Here is a 22,936-nt window from a genome sequence, read left to right on the forward strand (position 1 = left end):
TATAAAAAAAAGTCACATGTAACATGTGGCTTTTTTTATTGAATTTAGCGCTAAATACTTTAACCCTCTAAAATTTGATCGGTATGAATTTTAGCTTTTACTTTATCGATAACACGTTCAACTTTGCTTTCTTCATCAACAATAAACGTTATGCGATGAATACCGTCAAATTCACGTCCCATAAACTTTTTTGGTCCCCAAACTCCAAAAGCATTGATTACCTCTTTTTCAGTATCTGCTAACAAAGGGTAAGGAAAATCAAATTTGTTTTTAAAATTAGATTGTCGCTTTTCTGAATCAGCACTTACACCTAAAACCTCATAACCTGCTTTTTGCAAAGCATCATAGTTTTCACCAAGATTACAAGCTTCTACTGTACATGTAGGTGTATTAGCCTTAGGATAGAAAAAAACTACTAATTTTTTTCCTTTATAATCTGATAACGATATTGGATTACCATCTTGATCGTTTACGGTAAAATTTGGAACAGTATCACCAGCTTTTAATGTTTTCATATTATGTATTTTTGTAATCAAAGATACGACAATGACCAAACAAGAGAAAGTAGATTTTGTTATAAGAACGTTAAACGAACTATATCCAACCATTCCAATCCCATTAGCGCATAAAGACCCATACACATTATTGATAGCTGTGCTGATGTCTGCACAAAGCACAGATGTACGCGTCAATCAAATCACACCGCTTTTATTCGCTAAAGCAGATAATCCTTATGACATGGTCAAGTTATCTGTAGAAGAAATTAGAGATATTATAAAGCCTGTAGGATTGTCACCAATGAAGAGCAAAGGTATTTACGGATTATCGCATATATTAATAGATAAACATAACGGAGAAGTGCCTAAAACCTATGAAGCACTAGAAGCACTTCCCGCTGTAGGGCACAAAACAGCAGCTGTAGTACTATCACAAGCATTTGGAATTCCTGCATTTCCAGTTGACACACACATACATCGCTTAATGTATCGTTGGAATTTATCAAATGGTAAAAATGTAGTCCAAACAGAAAAAGATGCAAAACGATTGTTTCCAAAGGAATTATGGAACGACTTACATCTTCAGATCATTTGGTATGGACGAGAATACTCTCCTGCTAGAGGTTGGAATATAGAAAATGATATCATTACTAAAACTATTGGACGTAAATCTGTACTTAATGAGTATTACAAAAAACAAAGATAGCGTCATTAAACTGTGGTATAATAATTGTGCATGAAAACAAAATATTTTTCATGAAAACAATCTTTACTCTAGCTTTTCTTTTACTTATTACATCTTGCATTCCAATTAGAGTTGCTCCAAAAATTGAGCATCAAAAAATAATGGTAGGCAAAAAATTTAGGCGCACACTTCCCAAAGCATATGTATTCATTTTTGAAGATCCGAAAGATGCCAATGAATTCTATGATTATATAAACACTAAGTTTCAATTAAATAACTTTGATGTTGATTATGATGTACCTATACAACTGAATGGAAAACCGTATTACATGTCATTTTATGAAGCTGAAATTCCAACTAAAACTTTAAACTTAGCGCCAATAGTTGTTGATGCTGCCCTTGCTGTTAATCAACTAGATCCACTATTGATCGATCATCATATGTCTAGAGTTGGCACATGGTATGTAGCAATATCAATTTTAGATAAAGAGTCGAATAATTGTCTAGAACCAAATTATAAAGATAGAACTATAGTCATAGATTATTTGAAATGCTTAAAGAACGAATACTTAACGACACATAATTACATAGAAATTCTATTTAAGAAGAAAAGCATTGAAGATTATTAAAATAAAAAGCCCTGATGACTAACAAATCAGGGCTTTTCAAAATTTAGTTTTGAAGTGCTTCAAACTTCAAATTATTACAATGTATAACACTTAAAGCCTTAGAATAATTCAAAAGAAAATCAATTGTCTCTTCTTTTGGATTTAGGTTTTCTTTTTTTTGGGGACACTCAGAGTAAAGTTTTGCCATTTTACGTTTTTTAGTTTGTTATAATCACATAAACGCAACAAAACCATACTTATTGTATTAATTTGTTAAAATTATATTATTCTTATCAATTACTTTCCTCAAGTTAATGAGCGCATAACGCATTCTACCTAAAGCTGTATTAATACTCACTCCTGTTCGTTCGGAAATTTCTTTAAAACTCATATCCTTGTACATACGCATCATAAGAACCTCTTTTTGATCTTCAGGAAGTTCTTCTATAAGCCTTCGTAAGTCACATTCTACTTGGTCTTTTATAATCCTTTTCTCAGCATTTAGAGACGGATCTCCTAGCACAGAAAAGATACTAAACTCACCAGAATTATCAAATTTTGGCATTCTGTTATTCTTTCTAAAGTGATCAATAACTAAGTTATGAGAAATTCTCATGACCCAAGGCAAAAACTTACCTTCTTCATTGTACTTTCCAAGCTTTAAATTCTTAATCACTTTGATAAAAGCGTCTTGAAAAATATCTTCAGTAACATCTCTATCAAATACTTTAGAATAAATAAAACTGTAAATTTTTTGCTTGTGTCTGTGAATTAATATAGAAAGAGCACTCTCGTCTCCATCGATATAATTTCTTACTAAAACAGCGTCTGTGATAAGTTCGTGTCTCATAATTATTACTTTAATGGCAAAGAAAAAATCTTAGCTTGGGGTTAAACTTTATAAAGTAATATTATGAAATAGGCATCTCTGTTTTAACGGGTTATGTTTCCAAATATAACAACAATCATTCCGAAATTCCAAAAAAAAGTATTAAACTTTAACATTTTAATGTATAATAATCCATTTTACAAGATGAAATACTTATAGTATCTTTGCACATCTTAATTTGCTCAAACTCCTATGAACACTAATATTTTAGATGTCAATCCTAAAGAAAATATCATCATCAAAGGCGCTAAACTGCATAATTTAAAAAATATTGATGTCGTAATTCCAAGACAAAAACTTGTCGTGATTACCGGATTATCAGGTTCAGGAAAATCCAGTTTAGCATTTGACACATTGTATGCTGAAGGACAAAGACGCTATGTTGAGAGTCTTTCTAGCTACGCAAGACAATTTTTGGGTAGACTTAATAAACCTAAGGTAGACTTTATTAAAGGTATTGCTCCTGCAATAGCTATAGAACAAAAAGTAAACTCAACTAATCCTAGGTCAACAGTTGGTACTTCTACAGAAATATACGACTATTTAAAATTATTATTTGCTAGAATAGGAAAGACTTACTCTCCTATCTCTGGCAATCTCGTAAAAAAGCATCGTACTAAAGACGTTTTAGATCTTATAAGAACATATAATGAGCGTGAAAAGCTATTATTGATTTCTCCTATTATTTTAGAAGAAGGTAGAACAATGAACGATAAACTCAATGTACTAAAACAGCAAGGTTATGCAAGAGTAAAGCATAAAAATGATGTATTAAGAATTGATGACGCCATCGAAAAAGATTTGAAAAAAGACCTCTTTTTGGTTGTAGATCGAATTGTAGTGAAGCATGAAGACGATTTCTATAATCGGTTAGCAGACGCCATAGAAACTGCTTTTTTTGAAGGTAAAGGCACATGCTTTATTGAAGCCATTTCTGATGGTAAAAAACATGAATTCAATAATAGGTTTGAATTAGATGGAATGTCTTTTTTAGAACCTAATGTTCACTTGTTTAGTTTTAATAACCCATATGGCGCTTGTTCAAAATGTGAAGGTTATGGTGATGTTATAGGCATTGATGAAGACTTAGTCATTCCTAATACTGGACTTTCTATATACGATAATGCCATTTTTCCATGGCGTGGAGAAAGTATGAGTTGGTATCGTGATCAATTGGTAAACAATTCTCATAAATTTGATTTTCCAATCCATAAACCATTCTTCGAGCTAACACAAGAGCAAAAACAGTTAGTCTGGGATGGCAATCAATACTTTGAGGGCTTAAATTCATTCTTTTCCGAACTTGAGTCTAAAGCATACAAAATTCAAAACCGTGTAATGCTATCACGTTACAGAGGCAAAACCAAATGTAATGTATGTAACGGAAAACGCTTACGTGACGAAGCAAATTATGTTAAAATTGCGAATACTACCATTACAGATTTAGTAGAAAAGCCGTTACATAAACTCATAAACTTCTTCAAACAGATAGAACTTAATGATCATGATACTAAAATTGCTGAACGTTTGCTAAAGGAAATCACTAATAGACTTTCCTTCTTGTCAAACGTAGGCCTTGATTATTTGACCTTAAACAGAAAGTCAAATACATTGTCAGGTGGTGAAAGTCAACGTATAAACTTAGCAACATCATTAGGTAGTAGTTTGGTAGGGTCAATGTATATTCTTGATGAACCAAGTATAGGACTTCACCCAAAAGACACAGAAAAGCTTATTAAAGTTTTAAAAGCATTACGTGATATAGGCAATACTGTTATCGTTGTAGAACACGATGAAGATATTATGCAAGCCGCAGACGAAATTATTGATATCGGTCCTGAAGCTGGAACTCTTGGAGGTCAAGTCGTTGCAGTAGGTTCTTATAATGATATTTTAGTTTCACAATCATTAACAGCCAAATACCTAAATGGAAGTCTGGAAATTGAAGTTCCTAAAAAACGTAGAACATCAAAATATCATATAGATATTGTCGGTGCTAGAGAAAATAATCTTCAAAATATTGATGTGCATTTTCCTCTAGAAATGCTAACTGTAGTTACAGGTGTTTCTGGTAGTGGAAAAAGTACTTTGGTAAAAAAGATTCTATTTCCAGCTTTACAAAAAAAAATAACGGATTTTGGTGATAAACCAGGTCAATTTACCGACCTAAAAGGTAACTTTAGTACCATTAAGCATATTGAATTTGTAGATCAAAATCCTATTGGTCGTTCATCAAGATCTAACCCTGTTACCTACATAAAAGCATATGATGAAATTAGAGCATTATATGCCAGCCAAAAATTAAGTAAAATTAGAAATTATCAAGCCAAACATTTTAGCTTTAATGTAGATGGTGGTCGTTGTGAAACTTGTAAAGGCGAAGGTGAAGTTACCATTGAGATGCAATTCATGGCAGATGTACATCTTACCTGCGAAACCTGTAACGGTAAACGCTTTAAAAAGGAAGTCCTAGAAGTCTCATTCTTTGATAAAACCATAGATGACATCTTAAACCTTACAATTGATGAGGCTATCGGTTTTTTTAAAGCAAATAATCAAACTAAAATTCAAAATAAATTACAACCTCTTCAAGATGTAGGTTTAGGTTATGTAACTTTAGGACAAAGCTCTTCTACCCTTTCAGGTGGAGAAGCTCAACGTATTAAACTAGCATCATTTTTGGGTAAAGGAAGTAAAAGTGATAATGCATTGTTCATTTTTGATGAACCTACTACTGGTTTGCACTTTCATGATATTAAAAAATTGCTTAAATCGTTTCAGGCATTAATCACTAAAGGACACTCAATTATTGTTATTGAGCATAACATCGATCTTATTAAGTGTGCCGATTATGTTATAGATCTTGGACCTGAAGGAGGCGAACGAGGCGGACAACTTATTGCGCAAGGTACACCTGAAGAAATTATAAAAAATAAAAGTTCTATTACTGGACAATTTTTAAAAGAAAAACTAAAATAGTAAAATCATTTAATTTTTATTCTCGATTCTATTCAAGTTTTGTTCTATGAATTTTTGAGGTGTTATTCCTATTTCACGCTTAAAAGCTGCATAAAATGCTGATGGTGTATTAAACCCTACACTGTACGCTATACCTTCGATTGTGTAATTGGTCGTACCAAACTCTTCAAGCTCTTTTTTAAGTTCTTCAACACGATAATAATTTACAAATTCAGGAAAGGTCTTCCCATATGTTTTATTTATGGCCTGAGAAATTAAATAAACTGGTTGATCGATATGGGCAGAAAGCTTTGTTAACGTAAGTTTTGGGTCTCTGTAGATTCTTTCTTCCTTAAAGCTAAAGTTAATAGCTTCTATAACCCCTTTGATTCGCTCAACTGAGATGTGCTTGGTTTTGTTTAATCTGGTCTTCTTAACTGTAAATATAGTCAACCTATAATTGAGCACATATAATACAATTACTGCTATTATTGTACCTATCAAATACATATTAATAGTTTGAGAAAATAGTTGAATAACAAAAGTCATCCAAATCATAGTCACACCAATCAAAACTGTTTTACTCAATACAAATGATGCATTTTTTTCTTTTAGTTTATTATGAGATCTATAAAGATGCCAAGCGCATAAAATATACGCAGTTAGCATAAACGTGCCCGACCAAAATAAAAATGTCAATTGCTCTATAGTCAATTGCCAACCAACACATACTGCAATTAGAGATGGTAATAAATGTAAGTAGTTGGTTAATTTTATAACTCCATCTTTTGTTTCACTTTTTGTAAAGAATAACAAAAATGGACCTATAGCTAGCTTTCCCATTAACCCAATTGAAATGTAAAAAGGAGAAATATCATAGAATAGATAAAAAAATATAGACTTACTTATTCTGAGTGCTAGTGCAATTAACAATAATGAAATGAAAATATTTCCATATGGATTAAATGGTTTACGTTTTAAAAACAAAAACACAAGAAATAATGCATTAACTATTGCGATCAAACAAAAAACCGAAATCCATATACTAAATGAATTAATCATAAGTCAATTTTAAATAACGGAGTAAATCTAGTTGATAAATTAAATAAAAGATAAAAATTTATTAGTTATTCTATTCAGATTTAATGAATCAAGAGGCTTAAAAACAGTATAAATGATAGTTTTAGCGCAACTATAAATTTTCACCTTATGCTAAAAAGATTCCTTATTATCGGTTCACTTTTATTAATTACAAATTCTGCATTTCCGCAGTTTCATACATTAAAAATACCTCAAAGAAGCAATCAAGTTATCGAGTCACAGCGATTGGCTGTTACAGATATCACTATCAATTATAGTAGTCCGTCAGTCAATAATCGAGACGTTTGGAACGACACAAATGTCATTCCACAATCTGGAAATCCAATACCATGGAGAGCTGGTGCCAATATGAATACAACCATAGCATTTAATACAAACGTAAAAATTGAAGGAAAAACACTTGAAGCAGGCACATATGGTTTACATGTTATTCCAAAAGGGGACACATACACACTTCTATTTGCCCACAACAGTAATCAATGGGGAAGTTATTATCTAGATATTGAAAAAGACGTAAGCCTTAGTATAGATGTTAAAGCTGAACCATGTGCTTTTAGTGAAAAAATGGATTTTGAATTTTTAGATTGGACTAAAAACTCTGTGAAAATTGGTTTAGAATGGGCTGAAAAAAGAATTCCTTTTAACGTCTCTATAGATCTTAATGAAACTGTTCTAGCAAGCTTTAGAGATGAATTAAGAGGCATAAATACCTATCATTGGCAAGCATGGGACGATGCGGCAAATTGGTGCTTAAACCAAAATACAAATCTAGAAGAGGCCTTAGAATGGGCTAACAGATCTATAAATGGTGGTTACAACGGTTTTGCTTCAAATGAAAACTTCACTAACACGTCTACCAAACTAAAATTACTAAAGAAATTGAACAGAACTGAGGAAGCAAATAAAACAGTACAACGTTTGGCATTGTTAGACTACAAAGATTATGAAGCTTATGACCTAAGTAGATATTTTCTGGAAAATGAATCATTTGTAGAAGCCAAAGCCATAGCTACTGCTGCAAACAAAAAACACCCAAAAGTTTGGTTCTTACTTTTAAATGAAAGTATTGCAGATTATTTCTTAGGAAACAGCCAACAAGCAATTAAATCTATTAATAAATTTAAGTCGCTAGTTCCTGAAGGTTATCAATCACGTATTGAAGAGATCATTGGCGAAATGAAGGCTAAAACATACGGCTTACCAAAATAAGCTAGTAGAATAAAAATGCAAATACAGCTAGTATGGCTACTGTTGATGGTATAACTATTGCTATAAACGAAAAAGTAGCAACACCACATTTAATAAAACTTAAAATCCAACCTTGACCGTAGAATCGTTTTAAAGCTATGTATAGGTAAATGAAAGTAGACGTTGCTATGAGAAAGTCTATCGAATCAGAAATATCATAAATCATATTTATACCAAAAATGATGCTGAAAACCGTAAATAAAAATGAAAAATAATAGAAACTAAACACCAAATGATGTGCATAATGGCCTTTCTTTCTATAAAGCAGTTTTATAATAAAAGCAAAAATTGGCAATAAGAAAAATAAAGCAATAGGTATGGTGTCATAAAATGCACCAAGTATGTTTCCACCATCTCTAGTTCTATAAAATTTCAAAGCTTGCGCATAAGCTTTTTTTGTCATCCAATTATCGTCATCTTTCATTCCCATAGCTTTATATATTTCGGCATTTTGAGCATTTATTTTAATTAATGAATCAACCTTCTTTTCATTAAATCCAAACGATAAATTCTCTTCTCCAAATTCTTCAGACGCAACAATTGAATCAATTTCCTTATCGTTTACACCTATTAATGCTTGATTCTGTTCTAGGGTCTCCTTGAGCTTAGCTCTAGTGATCGAATCTGCTTTGTGCATATCAACAGAATCAATTAAATTGACCTTATCTTTTTCAAGGGTCTTGTGCAATGCTGTATTAAGTGCATCGGTATGTTTTCTGGCTGTAAAGGAAAAAAGAAAAAAGAAAATTACAGAAACAAATAGATACATTTGAGCTGGATGCAAATACAATAAACGCTTCCCTTCTAAAAACTTTCTAGCCAAATAACCTGGCTTTGTCATTAAAGGAATGAAACTCTTTAAAAATCGCGCATCAAAGGAAAAATAGTTGCTTATGGTGTTGTAAAACAGTACGCCAATAGTAAGCTTGTCATTGGTTTTTTGCCCGCAATTAGGACAAAACTCAAATTGCGATTCAAGCTTAGATTCACAATTTTGACACTGTAATGCCTTCTCCTCCATAAGCTGAGTTTGGTTAGTGATATAAAAATACTAAAAATAAAGATTCATTATCACAATTATAAATGATCTCTTACAACTCGAAATAGAATCAATCATTAAAAGACTACTAAACAAAAACAAATAAGAATCTGTATTTCAGCTGTTTATAGTTTTTGGCACAGCTCTTGTTTAGTCCTTAATCAAATAGCGTAAGCCGAAAAACTTTCAAATGAGTTGTAAGTGAAGGCAAATCTAAAAACCTATAAATTATGAAAAAGCAATTACTTTTTATTGCAGCGATGTTAATAGGATTAACATCAGCAACAGCTACAACAGCAGGACATGCTGTTTCCGATAGGGAAGATTTAAATGTATCATCACGCTATCGTTTTGCAGAGCCAATAGTGTTCATTGAACGTGGTGTAGAATTTATGATCTTTCCAGATGGAAGCTTTGATTTCAATACAGAAATTCAAAACAATGTTTCTCAAATGTACTACAGAAGAAACTCTAGAAGACATTCTGTAAACACTACTTATGGAGCTCCAGGAATGGTTAACAGAGTGTATTACACAAACACTAGACCTAGAGGCGTAATCATTACTCACGATAGTAATGGACAAGTACGCAGAATTGGCAATGTATTCCTCAACTATGATAGACGTGGTCGAATAAAACGAGTTGGATCAGTCTACATGAGTTACCAAAGAGGTAGCGGACTTTTAAGACAAGTTGGTGGATTACGAGTTAATTATAATCGTTGGGGAGAAATCGTACATATCTCTGGTGTGGTTAACCAATACAATACTGAACTGAATTGTGGTGTTGGATCTGGACTTGGACTAGGAAATTATCATCCAAACGATTTTGATGATCTAGACGACTATGACAATAATTTTTATTACTACAGAAAAAATGGAAAAATAAAAAAGAGTAAAAAAATAAAACGATAAAAAGTTCATTCCCTAAATACTAAGATGAACTTACACAATCCCAAAGTGCTTCCCCAAGCCTTTGGGATTTTTAATTTATTTTAAAAAAATAAAACATAAAGCTTCTATACAAAGCTCTTTTGTTTGACTATCAGTATATTATATTTTTTGGCACACTAATTGTTTTAGAGTAATTGTATTAACAAAAACCCTTACGATTATGAAAAAATTAGCACTTTTAGTTACGGTTCTGTTTCTTTCGGGAACAGCTGTAAACGCATCAACCACCAACATTATAAATACAAGCTCATCTTACAACTTTGTTAGAGGTTATGGCAATTCTTTCATTTTTGTAGAAGGTGGAGTTGAATTTTCTGTATTTCCAGATGGTCAGTTTGATTTTTACATGCAAAATTATGGCCCGAATGTGAATGTGGCTGTAAACACACCAGGAGTATCGATTAGCTTTAATTCAGGATATAATTATAATCCTTATGTACAGTATGATGACTTTGGTGCCATCATCCAAGTTGAAAACACACCAGTATTTTATGATTTTTATGGTCGTGTGACCCAAATTGGAAACGTTAATATCAATTACAATAGTTTTGGTCGTGTGGCACGTGTAGGAGGCCTTTTTGTTCACTACAATGGCTATAGAGCATTTACACACTGTACAGGATTTATAAACATTTATAACAGAGCTTATGTATTTAGACCATGGCATAGATTTTATGTGGTTCCGCCTGTAAACTATTGTGTTGTCTATAACAGACCATACAGACAATTCTATACACCAGTAAGACACACGTATTATAGACCTTATAGAAATAATTACAGAGAGCCAGTACGAATTAACAGTAGACGTGGCACAGTAGCAACAACTGGTCGTCGTGGTACAAGTGTAAATACAAGATATAGACAAGAAGCAACAACAACTAGAAGTATGGCTAACACGTCTTCAAGAAGAACTAGTAATACTACAGCTTCAACCTCTAGAAGAAGTAACACTAATGCCACAAACAGAAGTATGGCAAGCAGAAATACAACTGCTACACCAAGAAGGACTACTAATGCAAACTCGAACAGTAGAAGTATGACCAATAGAAATGTGAGTTCAAATAACAGAACTAACAATACAAGAGTTACTAATTCTAGGGTTAAGAATTCAAATCGATCTATGACTAGTAGCACGAATAGAAATGTGACTACAACAAATAGAGCTGTGTCAAATGAGAGAGGGCGTTCAAATATGGTTAGAAATAATAATTCGCAAATTAGAAAACCAAACACATCTAATACTCGTATATCTAGTAAGAAGCAAAATGAACGATCTTCAAAACGTGTGACTCAATCTAGAAGTAGAAGCAATTCGCAAGCTAGAAAAGCGACATCAAGATCGACGCAAAATCGTTCAAGTTCAAGAACAAAAAGAACGAGATAACAATATATAATTTTTTGGTTGGTTAGTTGGAACGTCCCATAAGCAGTATGCCTCAAAGCACCTTGTGGGATTTTCCCTTTTTATGAAATTAATCCTTTTTAAGTTTTAAATATTTCTCTAGCGTTTCTGATATGTCTTCAGATAATTTAAGCTTATAAATTACAAATACATATGCGACGGCTACCACTATTGATTTTAGAATAATATTTATATAAGGGTTAAAAGAAAACTCCCAAAAATAAAACCCTAAAACAAAAATTATAAGTAGTACTAAAACTTTGAATGTTTCAGACGTAAAAGGAAACATATTAAATTTATGCTTTACAAAAAACACCTTAATAGTATTATACAATAAGATAGATATAAACGTAGCTAAAGCTGATCCATTTATACCATACAGTGGAATCAAAATCATATTAAGCACTATGGCACAAACAGCTAAAACAACACCAAATATTAATACCATTCTGTAATAATCGCTATTGAATAAAATGGCATTATTGTTTCCTATAAGATTATCATAGAGCTTAGCTAAGCTAATTAAGAAAACCACGATCAAACCTCCCGAAAACTCTTTAGGAATTATGAGATATAATTCGTTAATATTAAGCACTATTAATAAAAAAATAAAACCACTTACTATAAGCAATGTCAACGAACTACGTTGATAAAGATCCTTTAGTGCGCTTTCATCGTTATTGTTTAAAAATTGGGCTGTCAATGGCATCATGATTTGGTGCATTGCACGCTGAGGCACAGCGATGACTGTAGCAATAAAAACGGCTACACTATAATAGGCCACCACTTCTATTTCTGGTAATAGTTTTCCAATCATGACCTTATCTAAATCTAATATAAGTGTAGATATTGAGCCTGCTATAATAATTAAACCTGAGTATTTCAAAATAGAAGCGAGTTTATCTATCTTATCAAATCTAAAAACGGGTAGCATAATATAAAATGCACTAAACAACATGATTAGCATTCGAATAGCATATACTAAAATTAAACTCACTAAAAATGCGTCAACCGTTAGCCAACGAAAATATACAGCGAAAAGCAAAATCATAATAGCCACACGATGAAATACTTCTTTCATGAAATTGCCAAAAACAGTTTGCATTTGCACTTTGGCCCAAGCAAAGAATACTTCAAAATAGGCCATTGAAAATGCAGCAAAGAAAATATACCAAAGGTAATCTTTGATAATTACATTTTCTGAAGCTAACCAATTTGCAATCATATCGTAACTAAAATAACCGATAAGACTTACTGGAATAGCTATAATCATAGGCAAAAACAACATTAACGTGAGAAAACTATTTAATGAGTTTTTGGTTTTGAATGTGGAATAGAATTTAATAATTGTATTGTGTACACCAAAAGCCATAAGTGGCATCATGATATTTGCAGCAGACAGAATAAACGCAACCAGACCATAATATTCATCAGATATAAAGCTCGTGTAGAGAAAAAGTGTATTAATCGCACCAAGACCAAAACCAATATATGTGGTTATAGTATTCTTAAATGATTGGTTGATGACTATTCCCATAGATAAACTTCAAACTTTAAAGCAAATCGCTAAGTGTACTCGTTAGAGATCTTCTACTGTATTGTTGCAACCCAATAGCACTAACAGATAAATTGTTGTTTTTATAAGCTTCAAAATACGATAAAATCTGAGATTTCATGGCTTGCTTTTCATGGTAATAGAAATATTGGCCTGTATTGGTAGATTTTAAAATATCTTCTACATCCGAATCTTTTGGACCAATAGCAAGAATCGGCGTCTCTGATACCATGTATTCAAACAACTTGCCAGGAATAATTACTTTGGTATCGTTTGAATCAATTTCAATCAGCAACAACACCTGCGAACGCATTTGTGCATCTATAGCTTTATCATGAGAAACATAACCCATTGTTTTCGTATAATTGATTAGCTCATAATCCTGAAGTGTTTTTATAATAGTATCGCTTACAATACCAATCAGGTTCAACTGAAAATCCTCTGCAAATGATTTATTTTCATGAATCAATTCACGTAAAGCTTCCCAAAGTTGTTTGGGGTTGCGTTCAGACAATAAAGAACCAATATGAGCCATTGTGAATTTTGAATCCTTTACTGGTTTCATTATTTGATGTGTATCATAGCCGTTAGTAATTACAGAAACTGGTTGGTTTGTTTTTAATGCAAATTCTTTCTTGGTATTATTGCTTGTCACAATCATGTGATCAGCTGTTTGTAGCACTTTAGACTCAAGATCGTTATGCTTTTTGGCTGAAGAATTGCTTAATTTCAATTGTTTATGATAGCCAATGGTTGTCCAGGGATCTCTAAAATCGGCTAACCACTTCACTCCTAGTTGTTGTTTTAATTGCAAACCTATTAAATGTAAGCTGTGTGGTGGTCCAGTAGTAATAATGGTTTCTATATTATTCGCCTCTATATATGTTGAAAGAAATGCCACTGAAGGCTTCACCCAGTATTTTCGTGCATCAGGAATAAAGAAATTACCACGAATGTAAAGCATTAACTTTTGAATAACTGTTTGCTTCTTTTTCTTTGGAATCACGCCAGCGCTAATTTGCTTTGAATTTTTCTTAGATAATAGATTAGCTATACCGTAGGGTTCTTTAATAGGTTGTCTCAAAACTGTGATTGTATCAGAAACCTCATCTAATAGGCTTTTATCTACAATTGGGTAGCTAGGGTTTTCTGGGCAATATACAATAGGTTCAAAACCAAATTCAGGCAAGTATTTTACAAATTTTAACCAACGCTGTACACCAGGCCCTCCAGCTGGTGGCCAATAATACGTGATAATGAGGATTTGTTTCATTTATTAGTTATTAGAAACTCAATCAATAGTCTAAATGTAATAATGCTATTCGTCTTTATTCCTAATCTTGACGAAAATACCACCTAATAAAAGTAATCCAAATAATATAGAGCTCATTAACGAAATTGTACTCCCTGTTTGTATTACTTGAGGTTCAAACTTGAATTCAATATCATGCGTTCCTGCAGGGATAAACATTCCTCTAAGCACATAATTAATACGATGGTAAGGTACAGCTTCTCCATTTAAATAAGCTTGCCAGCCTTTTGCATAATAAACTTCGGAAAAGACTGCTAAGCCTTCATTAGGGTTAGTAGATCTATACTTTAAATAGTTTGGTTTATGTGCTTCTAAACTAATTGAAGCCAAAGAGTCTACAATAAATTCAGTATTAGAAATTCGTGCCTCTTTATTCTCTAACTGCTCATAAATTGCTTCAACCTTGGTGTTCAAACTATCAAGGGCAGTAATAGCTTCATCTGCAGAATCAACAACTCTTAATTTAGACACAAACCAAGCATTACCATTAGTATCTTCGTTCAAATAAGAAAATACCTGTCCTTGTTGATCTTCTGCGATAATATACTTAGTGTTGAGCATGTTGAGAACATTCATGTTGTTTCTTGCAATATGAAAATCGAATAGCTCATCAAAACGCTTTAGTTTAGCCGCGTGATAACCGCTTAACGAATTATGAAAATATGAGGCCTTAGCAGGTGCTCTACTACCTTCTGCAGATAAATCGAAAACTCTAAAATGACCTTTATCCTGCATGATTTCTTTATCTGCCGCATTGGCTTGATAAGGTTTGTTAACTTTTAGTGCTGAAACAAAGTTTTCAGTATTTACATAACGTCTATCTACACCTACTAGATCAAAAAGGATAAGTGCTGCAAAAATCACGACCACTAATGTTTCAGAAAGTTTTTTCTTCAAAAACATGAAGATAGTTCCAGATGAAAGCAAAACTAATAGCAGTGTTCGCAAAGTGTCCTCTATAAAAAATGCCTTTCGGTCTTCTTGTAAAGCATCGATGAACGCTTCTCCAAATTGACCATAGACTTGTCTATAATAACCATCATTAGCTCCAACAAAATCAAAAGAACCTTCAAATATTAAAAACAAAACGGCAAAACCACCAGCTATTACAGCAGAAAATTTTAAAGCCTTGACTTTATCTTCGTCTTTCTCGTATTGATTAAATAGGCGAACCAATCCAAAAATAGCTAGCACTGGAATACACAATTCTAAAATTACTTGTATGGAGCTTACTGCTCTAAACTTATTATATAATGGTACATAGTCGATAAAGAAATCGGTTAAAAAGCCCAAATTCTTACCATAGGATAATAATAGTGATAATAGCGTTCCAGCTACAAGCCACCATTTTAATCGTCCTTTTACTAAGAACAGTGCAAACACAAATAAGAATATAACAACTGCACCAACATAGGCTGGAGCTTCTACTATAGTTTGATCTCCCCAATATGTTGGTGAATTTTTGACTTCGTTCAATGCTTCAATAGGACTAGCTCCAATACTAGTATAAAACTTAAATAAGGCAGAATCTTTACCTACATCTTCTCCACTGCCACCACCTAGAAACCTTGGTATATATAGGTTCATCGTTTCTAAAAAACCATAACTATACTCTGTAATGTAATCTTTACTTAAACCTGTTGTAACTTCTCTAGGAGAACCATCAGAATTAATGGTTAATTCACTTTGACCACGCGTGCTTTCTTTAACATATTCTTGTGTTGCCAATACATTGGTTGCATTTAAAGCAATAGATAGCATTACAGCAACCGAAAGAATTCCAACCGTTTTAAAGAAATGTGGCAGTACCTTTTTCTTATAAGCATCTACTAAATACGCAATACCTAATACAAGAACTAAAAGCATCAAGTAGTAAGTCATTTGAAAATGATTAGCTCCAATTTCAAGCGCTAGCGCTATTGATGTTAGTAGAAAACCAAAGATATAATGTTTACGAAATGTTAGTAAGATTCCACTCAGCACTAAAGGCATGTAAGCAATAGCATGCGCTTTGCTATTATGTCCTACGCCTAATATGATAATTAGGTATGTTGAAAAACCGAAGGCTAATGCGCCTAGAGCTGCCAATTTAAAATCAACTTTTAAAACTAAAAGTAAAATATAAAACCCCAAAAAATAAATGAAAAGGTAATCTGCAGGTCTAGGCAAGAACCGCAAAACAGAATCTAACTTTTTTACATAATTATGAGGGTAGCGAGCACCAAGCTGATAGGTAGGCATGCCACCAAAAGCACTATTGGTCCAATAGGTTTCTTCTCCAGTTTGTAATTTAAAATCCTTTTGTTGCTTTGACATACCAGTATAATGCATGATGTCGCTTTGAAAGATCTGTTTTCCTTGTAAAACTGGACTAAAATAAGCCAAAGAAACAACTACGAAACCTACTAAAACTAAAAAATGTGGTATAAATTTTTTAAATGAAAACTGCATAAAACAAAAGACTTTCTGTAAACACGAAAATTAGTCAATTTCTTCGTAATCTATATACTCTCCTACCTTTTTATTTGCAGATGAATTTTTATTTGGCATTTTATCTATAACCGTTTCACCTTCTCTATGTCGTTGATCTTGACTTTGTTGTTGCTGAAACTGTCCACCAAACTTTTGTTGCATTTTTTTAGATACATATCTAGCAAAATATGGTGCAAAAAAACGTGAAAGAATTTTAATTCCGTAGTACACCAAAAGTATAATAAGTATGGTTCTAATAAAACCATATAATGATGCTTCTTGTAACATTAAATTAAATTTATTCAAAAATACAATTATATGCATTTAAAAACAGTTATAAATACTTAAAAAAAATATAAAATCTCTATATTTGAACTAAATGCTAAGCCTATGAATTTTATTAAAGCATCGCTTACAATTGTACTTATATTTGTAACACAATGCCTATTTGCCCAATATACCGAAGTCATCAACTCAAACAGACCAGGAGTTTCTAGAAGTGCTTTTTCCGTAGGCACAAATGTTGCTCAATTAGAAGTTGGTCCATATATCTTAAAAGAAGAACATACTCCTTTGCAATATGAAGTGTCGGGTTTTGGTATAGATTTTTCAGCACGATATGGTTTATTATTTGAAGAGTTGGAATTAAATATTGAAGGAACGTATCAAAATGATACACGTACAGACAATAGAAGTTTCATCGCTCTTGAAGACAAACGTTCCAACTTTAAAAATTTTACTGTTGGTGCCAAATACTTAGTATACGATCCCTATAAAAATGCCGAAGAAGATAAGCCAAACCTCTACAGCTATCATGCAAACAGAAGTTTTAAATGGAAATCTCTAATTCCAGCTGTTGCTGTTTACGCAGGTGCCAATTTTGATACAAAAAACAATTCATTAACACCTCCAGATGTTGAAGGTTTTAGCCCAAAAATTATGGTTGCAACACAAAATAATTTTAATGGCGGATGGGTATTTGTAATGAATCTAATCAAAGATAGAATTGGAAGTGATTTCTCCGAGTTTCAATACATACTTACATTAACACATTCGTTCAGCCCACAATGGGTAATATTTGGTGAAACTCAAGGTATTCAAAGTGATTTTTATGCAGATAATTTATTTCGTTTTGGAGGTGCATATCTAATGAGCAAAGATTTTCAACTAGACACAGCATTAACCTTTAATACCAAAGACACACCTTCTGTATTTAGTGTAAATTTTGGTGCGTCTTATCGTTTTGATTTTCACAAAGACAAGGAAGATAATGGGACTTCTAGAGATGATGCTGATAAGAGAAAGCCTAAAAAGAAAAAAGGCAAAAAGAAGAAAAAAGATGTTGATTTTGATGATGACGGAAGTCTTTAAGCCATTACATACATGATTACTGTTAAAGAAATACACTCAAAAAAAGAGCTCAAGCAATTTGTAAAGTTTCCCTTTAATTTATATAAAGATTCAAAATATTGGGTACCACCAATTATTAGTCAAGAGTTACAAACCTTTGACAAGAAAAAAAATCCAATCTTTAAAGATGCCGAAGCACGCTTCTTCTTAGCTTATAAAAATGATGAAATTGTTGGTCGTATTGCTGCCATAATCAATTGGCTAGAAGTTAAAGAACAAAACCAAAAGAAAATGCGTTTTGGTTGGTTTGATTTTATTGATGATTTTGATGTGTCTCGAGCTTTACTAGAACAGGTTGAAGCGATTGGAAAATCTAATCAACTTGAATATACTGAAGGCCCAGTAGGCTTTTCAAATCTAGACAAAGTTGGGGTGATGACTGAAGGGTTTGACTCAATTGCGCCTATGATCACTTGGTACAATCACCCATATTATGTTGAGCACTATAAAAAGCTAGGATACACCATTGAAAAATCATATTCAGAAAGCAAATTTCCATTTAAAAATGTTAAGCCAGAAGCTTTCGCTAAAGCACAAGAACTTATCAAACGACGTTATAATTTAAAGGCTCTAAAGTTCACAAAAACTGAAGAAGTCATGCCTTACGCAGACAAAATGTTTGATTTGTTTAATGAAAGTTATGCTTCGTTATCATCATTTGTAAAAATCACAGATGCTCAGAAAGAGTATTTCAAGGAAAAATTTATCAGCTTTGTAAATCCAGAATATATAAAATTTGTAGTTGACAAAAATGACGAACTTGTTGGTTTTGCAATTGTAATGCCAGCCTTTGCAGAAGCTTTACAGAAAGCTAAAGGAAAATTATTTCCGTTTGGATTCAATCATATTCTAAAGGCTAAAAAAAGCAGTAAAAATGTCATTTTTTACCTCATAGGGATTCATCCAGACTATCAAAACAAAGGTGTACATGCTGTAATTTTTAATGAATACTACAATACTTTTACTGATAAAGGTATTGAAACATGCTTCAGAACTCCTGAATTAGAAGACAACGAAGCAATACATAAAATTTGGAAGCATTTTGATCCTGTTGTCTACAAACGTAGAAAAACCTTCAGGAAGAATCTAAATTAAAGTTAAAAATCAACCTTTAGGTCAGTTATTTTTTATTTTTGAATATGACACCACGTTTGTATCTTTTTTTCGTTGCATTGATAGCACTTTGTTTAAGTAGCTCTGTTCTCTTTGCACAAGACCTTGCTATAATTAAATATAAAGGTGGAGGCGATTGGTATAGCAATCCAACAGCTTTACCAAATTTGATTAGTTATTGCAATGCAAATATCAATACCAAAATGAATACTAAACCAGAAACTGTAGATGTTGGTAGTATAGATATCTTTCAATACCCTTTACTACACATGACTGGTCATGGTAATGTTTTTTTAAGCGATGAAGACGCCAAAAATCTACGAAACTATCTAATTTCAGGTGGTTTTCTGCATATAGATGATAACTATGGAATGGAACCTTACATAAAAAAAGAGCTCAAAAAAGTATTCCCAAATCAAGAACTTGTAGAATTACCAGCTACACATAAAATTTTTAATATTGCCTACCCTTTCCCTGATGGTTTACCCAAAATACATGAGCATGATGGTAAGCGTCCACAAGCACTTGGGCTTTTTTATGAAAGCAGATTAGTTCTGCTATTTACATTTGAGAGTGACTTGGGTGATGGCTGGGAAGATCCTGAAGTACATAACGATCCTCCTGAAATAAGAGAAAAAGCCCTTAAAATGGGAGCTAATATTGTAAAGTATGCTTTCGAGAATTAAATTACTTCAACTATGAAACAATTTAAAATGCGTCATAAACTATTTGCTATTATGATTGCGTCATTTTTCATTTTCAATTCCATGAATAAAATTAACAGCCATACTTACACTATTGGAGTAGACAGTTTTCACTATACTTGTGGTTGTCTCGGATGTTGGAAATCTCATTTAGCAATTAGGTGTGATAATAGTAATAACCTACACTTCTTTTAACTTGCAACTTACTCACTACAATACAAATTTTATTAAACGTACATTTCCAATTATTTTAGTATGTCAACATATTTCTAATGCTCCAAATGTTGGAAGCTTATTTAGAGCTGCTGATGCCTTTGGCGTTGAAAAATTAATCTTTTGTGGTGAGTATGTCCCGTTAGGTAGGAAAATGACAAAAACTTCAAGAGCTACTGAAAAAGTTGTAGACTTTGAAATAACAGATAATGCTTTTGAAGTTGTTTCAGAGCTAAAAGAAAAAAACTATCAAATTATTGCATTAGAGATCACTACTAATAGTCATCCTACTCACTCAATTCAGTTTTCAAAAGATCGACCTATAGCTTTAGTTGTTGGTGATGAAAATTTTGGAGTTTCAGAAGTCATCTTAAACTTAGCTGATACCATTATACATATTGATATGTATGGGCAAAATAGCAGTATGAATGTGGTACAAGCTACTAGCATTGCTTTATATGAAATGACCAAACAATTGTTATAACAGTTTTTATATCTTTACTTCATGAATTCAAAAACCATAGCAAATGGTATTTTAAGAGCCGTAGCCATTATATTAGGAATTGCGCTCATACTAGTCTTTTTATATAAGATTCAATCTGTTATCGTTTACATCGCTGTTGCTGCAGTTATTTCGCTTATAGGAAGACCTATAGTTCTGTTTTTAAGACGTAAACTAAAGTTCAACAACACCTTAGCCGTAATTGTTACTATGATACTTTTCATAAGCTTAATTTTTGGCTTAATTAGTATGTTTATTCCATTGATTGTTGAACAAGGACGTAATTTATCACTTTTAAATATTGAAGAACTACAAACCAATGCTCAAAACTTATACTCAGAAATTATAACCTATTTTGACCTAAATAAAATAGATGTCGAGCAATCATTTAAAGAATCAGACTTTTTGTCTAAGCTTGATTATTCGATAATTCCGAATTTTTTAAACTCCTTTATTGGTGGTTTAGGTTCTTCTCTTGTTGGTTTATTTTCAGTATTATTTATATCGTTTTTCTTTTTAAAAGACAGTCGCCTTTTTGAAAATGGGATCATTACTTTCATTCCAGATTCCAAAGAATCAAGATGGAAAACATCTTCAGAAAAAATTAAAGATCTACTATCTCGCTATTTTGTAGGATTGATTTTTCAAATACTAATCTTGTTCGTTATATATACCATTGTCCTTCTTGTTTTTGGAATTAAGAATGCTATCGTAATCGCTTTCCTATGTGCTTTGCTTAATCTAATTCCGTATGTAGGCCCTTTAGTTAGTGGTGCTTTAATGATTGTATTAACTATGTCTAGTAATTTAGGCGAAAGTTTTAGTGATGTAATTTTACCTAAGACTATTTACGTTATGATTGGGTTCATTGTTGCCCAATTGGTTGATAATTTTTTTAGCCAACCCTATATTTTTTCAAAAAGTGTGAAATCTCATCCTCTTGAGATATTTTTAGTAATCATCATCGCTGGTTTGCTTTTTGGAATTGTAGGTATGATCGTAGCTATACCAACATATACAGCAATTAAAGTAATCTTAAAGACTTTTCTATCAGAAAATAAAGTGGTAAAAAAACTCACCAAAGACCTCTAACAACTTGAATAAGAATGTTTTAAATACTGAAGTTCAGAACTATATAAACACACATTTAAATGATGATATTACAAAACTTCTATTAAAAGGAAAACAGATTAATGGCATAGACATTAAAATCATTATTGAGCAAATTGAAGCAAAAAAAAAGAGTAAGACTAAACTGCCAACATGGTTTGAAACGAAAAACATATACTATCCAAACAAACTAAATATCGAACAAACCTCTTCAGAACTTACCGCTAAATATAAGTCGAGCTTAATATCAGGAGAACGTTTGATCGATATTACTGGCGGTTTTGGAGTTGATAGTTATTATTTTTCAAAAAATTTTTCTTCAGTAACGCACTGCGAAATCAATGATCAGCTATCAAAAATTGTATCGCATAATTTTAAGCAACTTGAAGTAAAGAATATAAGTTGTATTTCTGAAGAAGGTATAAATCACTTGAATACCGCAACAAAAACCTATGATTGGATTTACATTGATCCATCGAGACGGCATGAATCCAAAGGAAAGGTATTCTTTTTGAGAGACTGTTTACCAAATGTTCCTAAACACTTAGAAACCATCATGCATGACTCAAATAATGTAATGATAAAAACATCGCCACTATTAGATCTATCTATTGGTATAAGCGAGCTAAAATATGTCAAGCAAATTCATATTGTTGCTCTAAACAACGAAGTAAAAGAGTTACTTTGGATTTTAGAAAAAGATCACACTGAAACTACTATTGTTAAAACTGTAAATTTTACTAAAGGTAAAAAGCAACTGTTTTCTTTCAAACTTGAAGACGAACCTATAAGTAAAGCCAATTATAGCTTACCTTTGACTTATTTATTTGAACCAAATGTTGCGATACTAAAATCTGGAGGTTTTAAAGTTCTATCTGATGCTTTTAAAATATATAAACTACATAAAAACTCTCACCTTTACACAAGTAATTCAAAAATAGAATTTCCTGGTAAACAATTTAAAATAGAAAAAATAATCTCCTACAATAAAAGAGTGTTTAAATACTTAGGCATTTCAAAAGCAAATGTAGTAACTCGAAATTTCCCAGAAACTGTCCAGCAAATTCGTAAAAAACTAGGTATTAAAGATGGTGGTGAAACTTATCTTTTTTTTACTACTAATTTATCTAACGAAAAGTTAGTATTGGTCTGCTCTAGAATATAA

At 32.3% G+C, this 22,936-nt stretch carries 21 protein-coding genes; 12 read left to right on the forward strand and 9 right to left on the reverse strand.

Annotated features, from left to right (window positions below; genetic code table 11):
• Window positions 1-59: 59 nt before the first annotated feature.
• Window positions 60-515: a thioredoxin-dependent thiol peroxidase gene (gene bcp / locus Q0876_RS14525; RefSeq protein ID WP_299229223.1), complete on the reverse strand. Its 456-nt coding sequence runs from the start codon at window positions 513-515 to the stop codon at window positions 60-62.
• A gap of 31 nt (window positions 516-546) precedes the next feature.
• On the opposite strand from bcp, the gene nth reads away from it, so the two are divergent.
• Together nth and Q0876_RS14535 are read left to right on the forward strand one after the other, a co-directional pair.
• The gene (gene nth / locus Q0876_RS14530; RefSeq protein ID WP_299229226.1) at window positions 547-1,203 is read left to right on the forward strand and encodes an endonuclease III; all 657 of its coding nucleotides are present in this window, start codon (window positions 547-549) and stop codon (window positions 1,201-1,203) included.
• 50 nt (window positions 1,204-1,253) lie between these two features.
• Entirely contained in the window at window positions 1,254-1,811 is a 558-nt protein-coding gene (locus Q0876_RS14535; RefSeq protein ID WP_299229229.1) for a hypothetical protein, read from the forward strand.
• A 43-nt stretch (window positions 1,812-1,854) separates the two neighbouring features.
• Here Q0876_RS14535 and Q0876_RS14540 read toward each other — a convergent pair whose 3' ends face one another.
• Complete coding sequence (locus Q0876_RS14540; RefSeq protein WP_299229231.1) at window positions 1,855-1,998, reverse strand: hypothetical protein; 144 nt, start codon at window positions 1,996-1,998, stop codon at window positions 1,855-1,857.
• Window positions 1,999-2,055: 57 nt separating this feature from the next.
• Window positions 2,056-2,640, reverse strand: coding sequence for a sigma-70 family RNA polymerase sigma factor (locus tag Q0876_RS14545; RefSeq protein ID WP_299229233.1), 585 nt, complete (start codon window positions 2,638-2,640; stop codon window positions 2,056-2,058).
• 231 nt (window positions 2,641-2,871) lie between these two features.
• On the opposite strand from Q0876_RS14545, the gene uvrA reads away from it, so the two are divergent.
• Window positions 2,872-5,658 (forward strand): excinuclease ABC subunit UvrA, encoded by a 2,787-nt coding sequence (gene uvrA, locus Q0876_RS14550; RefSeq protein ID WP_299229235.1) that lies wholly within the window; start codon window positions 2,872-2,874, stop codon window positions 5,656-5,658.
• 9 nt (window positions 5,659-5,667) lie between these two features.
• Here uvrA and Q0876_RS14555 read toward each other — a convergent pair whose 3' ends face one another.
• Window positions 5,668-6,699: an AraC family transcriptional regulator gene (locus Q0876_RS14555; RefSeq protein ID WP_299229240.1), complete on the reverse strand. Its 1,032-nt coding sequence runs from the start codon at window positions 6,697-6,699 to the stop codon at window positions 5,668-5,670.
• A gap of 147 nt (window positions 6,700-6,846) precedes the next feature.
• On the opposite strand from Q0876_RS14555, the gene Q0876_RS14560 reads away from it, so the two are divergent.
• Window positions 6,847-7,947, forward strand: a complete 1,101-nt coding sequence (locus Q0876_RS14560) for a DUF2911 domain-containing protein (RefSeq protein ID WP_299229243.1) — start codon at window positions 6,847-6,849, stop codon at window positions 7,945-7,947.
• A gap of 1 nt (window position 7,948) precedes the next feature.
• Here Q0876_RS14560 and Q0876_RS14565 read toward each other — a convergent pair whose 3' ends face one another.
• The gene (locus tag Q0876_RS14565; protein ID WP_299229245.1) at window positions 7,949-9,007 is read right to left on the reverse strand and encodes a DUF3667 domain-containing protein; all 1,059 of its coding nucleotides are present in this window, start codon (window positions 9,005-9,007) and stop codon (window positions 7,949-7,951) included.
• Between the two features lie 248 nt (window positions 9,008-9,255).
• Between Q0876_RS14565 and Q0876_RS14570 the strand changes: the two genes are divergently transcribed.
• On the forward strand, window positions 9,256-9,939 hold the full coding sequence (locus Q0876_RS14570; RefSeq protein ID WP_299229247.1) for a hypothetical protein: 684 nt from the start codon (window positions 9,256-9,258) through the stop codon (window positions 9,937-9,939).
• Between the two features lie 199 nt (window positions 9,940-10,138).
• Window positions 10,139-11,362, forward strand: coding sequence for a hypothetical protein (locus Q0876_RS14575; protein WP_299229248.1), 1,224 nt, complete (start codon window positions 10,139-10,141; stop codon window positions 11,360-11,362).
• Between the two features lie 88 nt (window positions 11,363-11,450).
• Here the strand turns inward: Q0876_RS14575 and Q0876_RS14580 are convergent, their stop codons facing one another.
• The 4 genes from Q0876_RS14580 to Q0876_RS14595 are packed head-to-tail and all read right to left on the reverse strand — an operon-like array spanning window position 11,451 to window position 17,007.
• On the reverse strand, window positions 11,451-12,917 hold the full coding sequence (locus Q0876_RS14580; protein WP_299229250.1) for a polysaccharide biosynthesis C-terminal domain-containing protein: 1,467 nt from the start codon (window positions 12,915-12,917) through the stop codon (window positions 11,451-11,453).
• A gap of 16 nt (window positions 12,918-12,933) precedes the next feature.
• Complete coding sequence (locus tag Q0876_RS14585; protein WP_299229253.1) at window positions 12,934-14,208, reverse strand: glycosyltransferase family 4 protein; 1,275 nt, start codon at window positions 14,206-14,208, stop codon at window positions 12,934-12,936.
• Between the two features lie 45 nt (window positions 14,209-14,253).
• Window positions 14,254-16,698, reverse strand: a complete 2,445-nt coding sequence (locus Q0876_RS14590; protein ID WP_299229255.1) for a YfhO family protein — start codon at window positions 16,696-16,698, stop codon at window positions 14,254-14,256.
• 30 nt (window positions 16,699-16,728) lie between these two features.
• Window positions 16,729-17,007, reverse strand: a complete 279-nt coding sequence (locus tag Q0876_RS14595) for a DUF4834 family protein (RefSeq protein ID WP_299229258.1) — start codon at window positions 17,005-17,007, stop codon at window positions 16,729-16,731.
• A gap of 102 nt (window positions 17,008-17,109) precedes the next feature.
• On the opposite strand from Q0876_RS14595, the gene Q0876_RS14600 reads away from it, so the two are divergent.
• The 6 genes from Q0876_RS14600 to Q0876_RS14625 all read left to right on the forward strand — a co-directional run bounded on the left by Q0876_RS14600 (window position 17,110) and on the right by Q0876_RS14625 (window position 22,936).
• The gene (locus Q0876_RS14600; RefSeq protein WP_299229261.1) at window positions 17,110-18,090 is read left to right on the forward strand and encodes a transporter; all 981 of its coding nucleotides are present in this window, start codon (window positions 17,110-17,112) and stop codon (window positions 18,088-18,090) included.
• A 12-nt stretch (window positions 18,091-18,102) separates the two neighbouring features.
• A complete protein-coding gene (locus tag Q0876_RS14605) occupies window positions 18,103-19,224 on the forward strand; it encodes a GTP cyclohydrolase (protein WP_299229263.1) in 1,122 nt (373 codons plus the stop codon).
• Window positions 19,225-19,268: 44 nt separating this feature from the next.
• Window positions 19,269-19,928 (forward strand): DUF4159 domain-containing protein, encoded by a 660-nt coding sequence (locus Q0876_RS14610; RefSeq protein ID WP_299229265.1) that lies wholly within the window; start codon window positions 19,269-19,271, stop codon window positions 19,926-19,928.
• Between the two features lie 214 nt (window positions 19,929-20,142).
• Window positions 20,143-20,643, forward strand: a complete 501-nt coding sequence (locus Q0876_RS14615) for a TrmH family RNA methyltransferase (protein WP_299229267.1) — start codon at window positions 20,143-20,145, stop codon at window positions 20,641-20,643.
• 21 nt (window positions 20,644-20,664) lie between these two features.
• Window positions 20,665-21,753, forward strand: a complete 1,089-nt coding sequence (locus tag Q0876_RS14620; protein WP_299229269.1) for an AI-2E family transporter — start codon at window positions 20,665-20,667, stop codon at window positions 21,751-21,753.
• 4 nt (window positions 21,754-21,757) lie between these two features.
• On the forward strand, window positions 21,758-22,936 hold the full coding sequence (locus Q0876_RS14625; RefSeq protein WP_299229272.1) for a class I SAM-dependent methyltransferase: 1,179 nt from the start codon (window positions 21,758-21,760) through the stop codon (window positions 22,934-22,936).

It is taken from the genome of uncultured Psychroserpens sp., from assembly GCF_947503375.1.
Taxonomy (GTDB): Bacteria; Bacteroidota; Bacteroidia; order Flavobacteriales; family Flavobacteriaceae; genus Psychroserpens.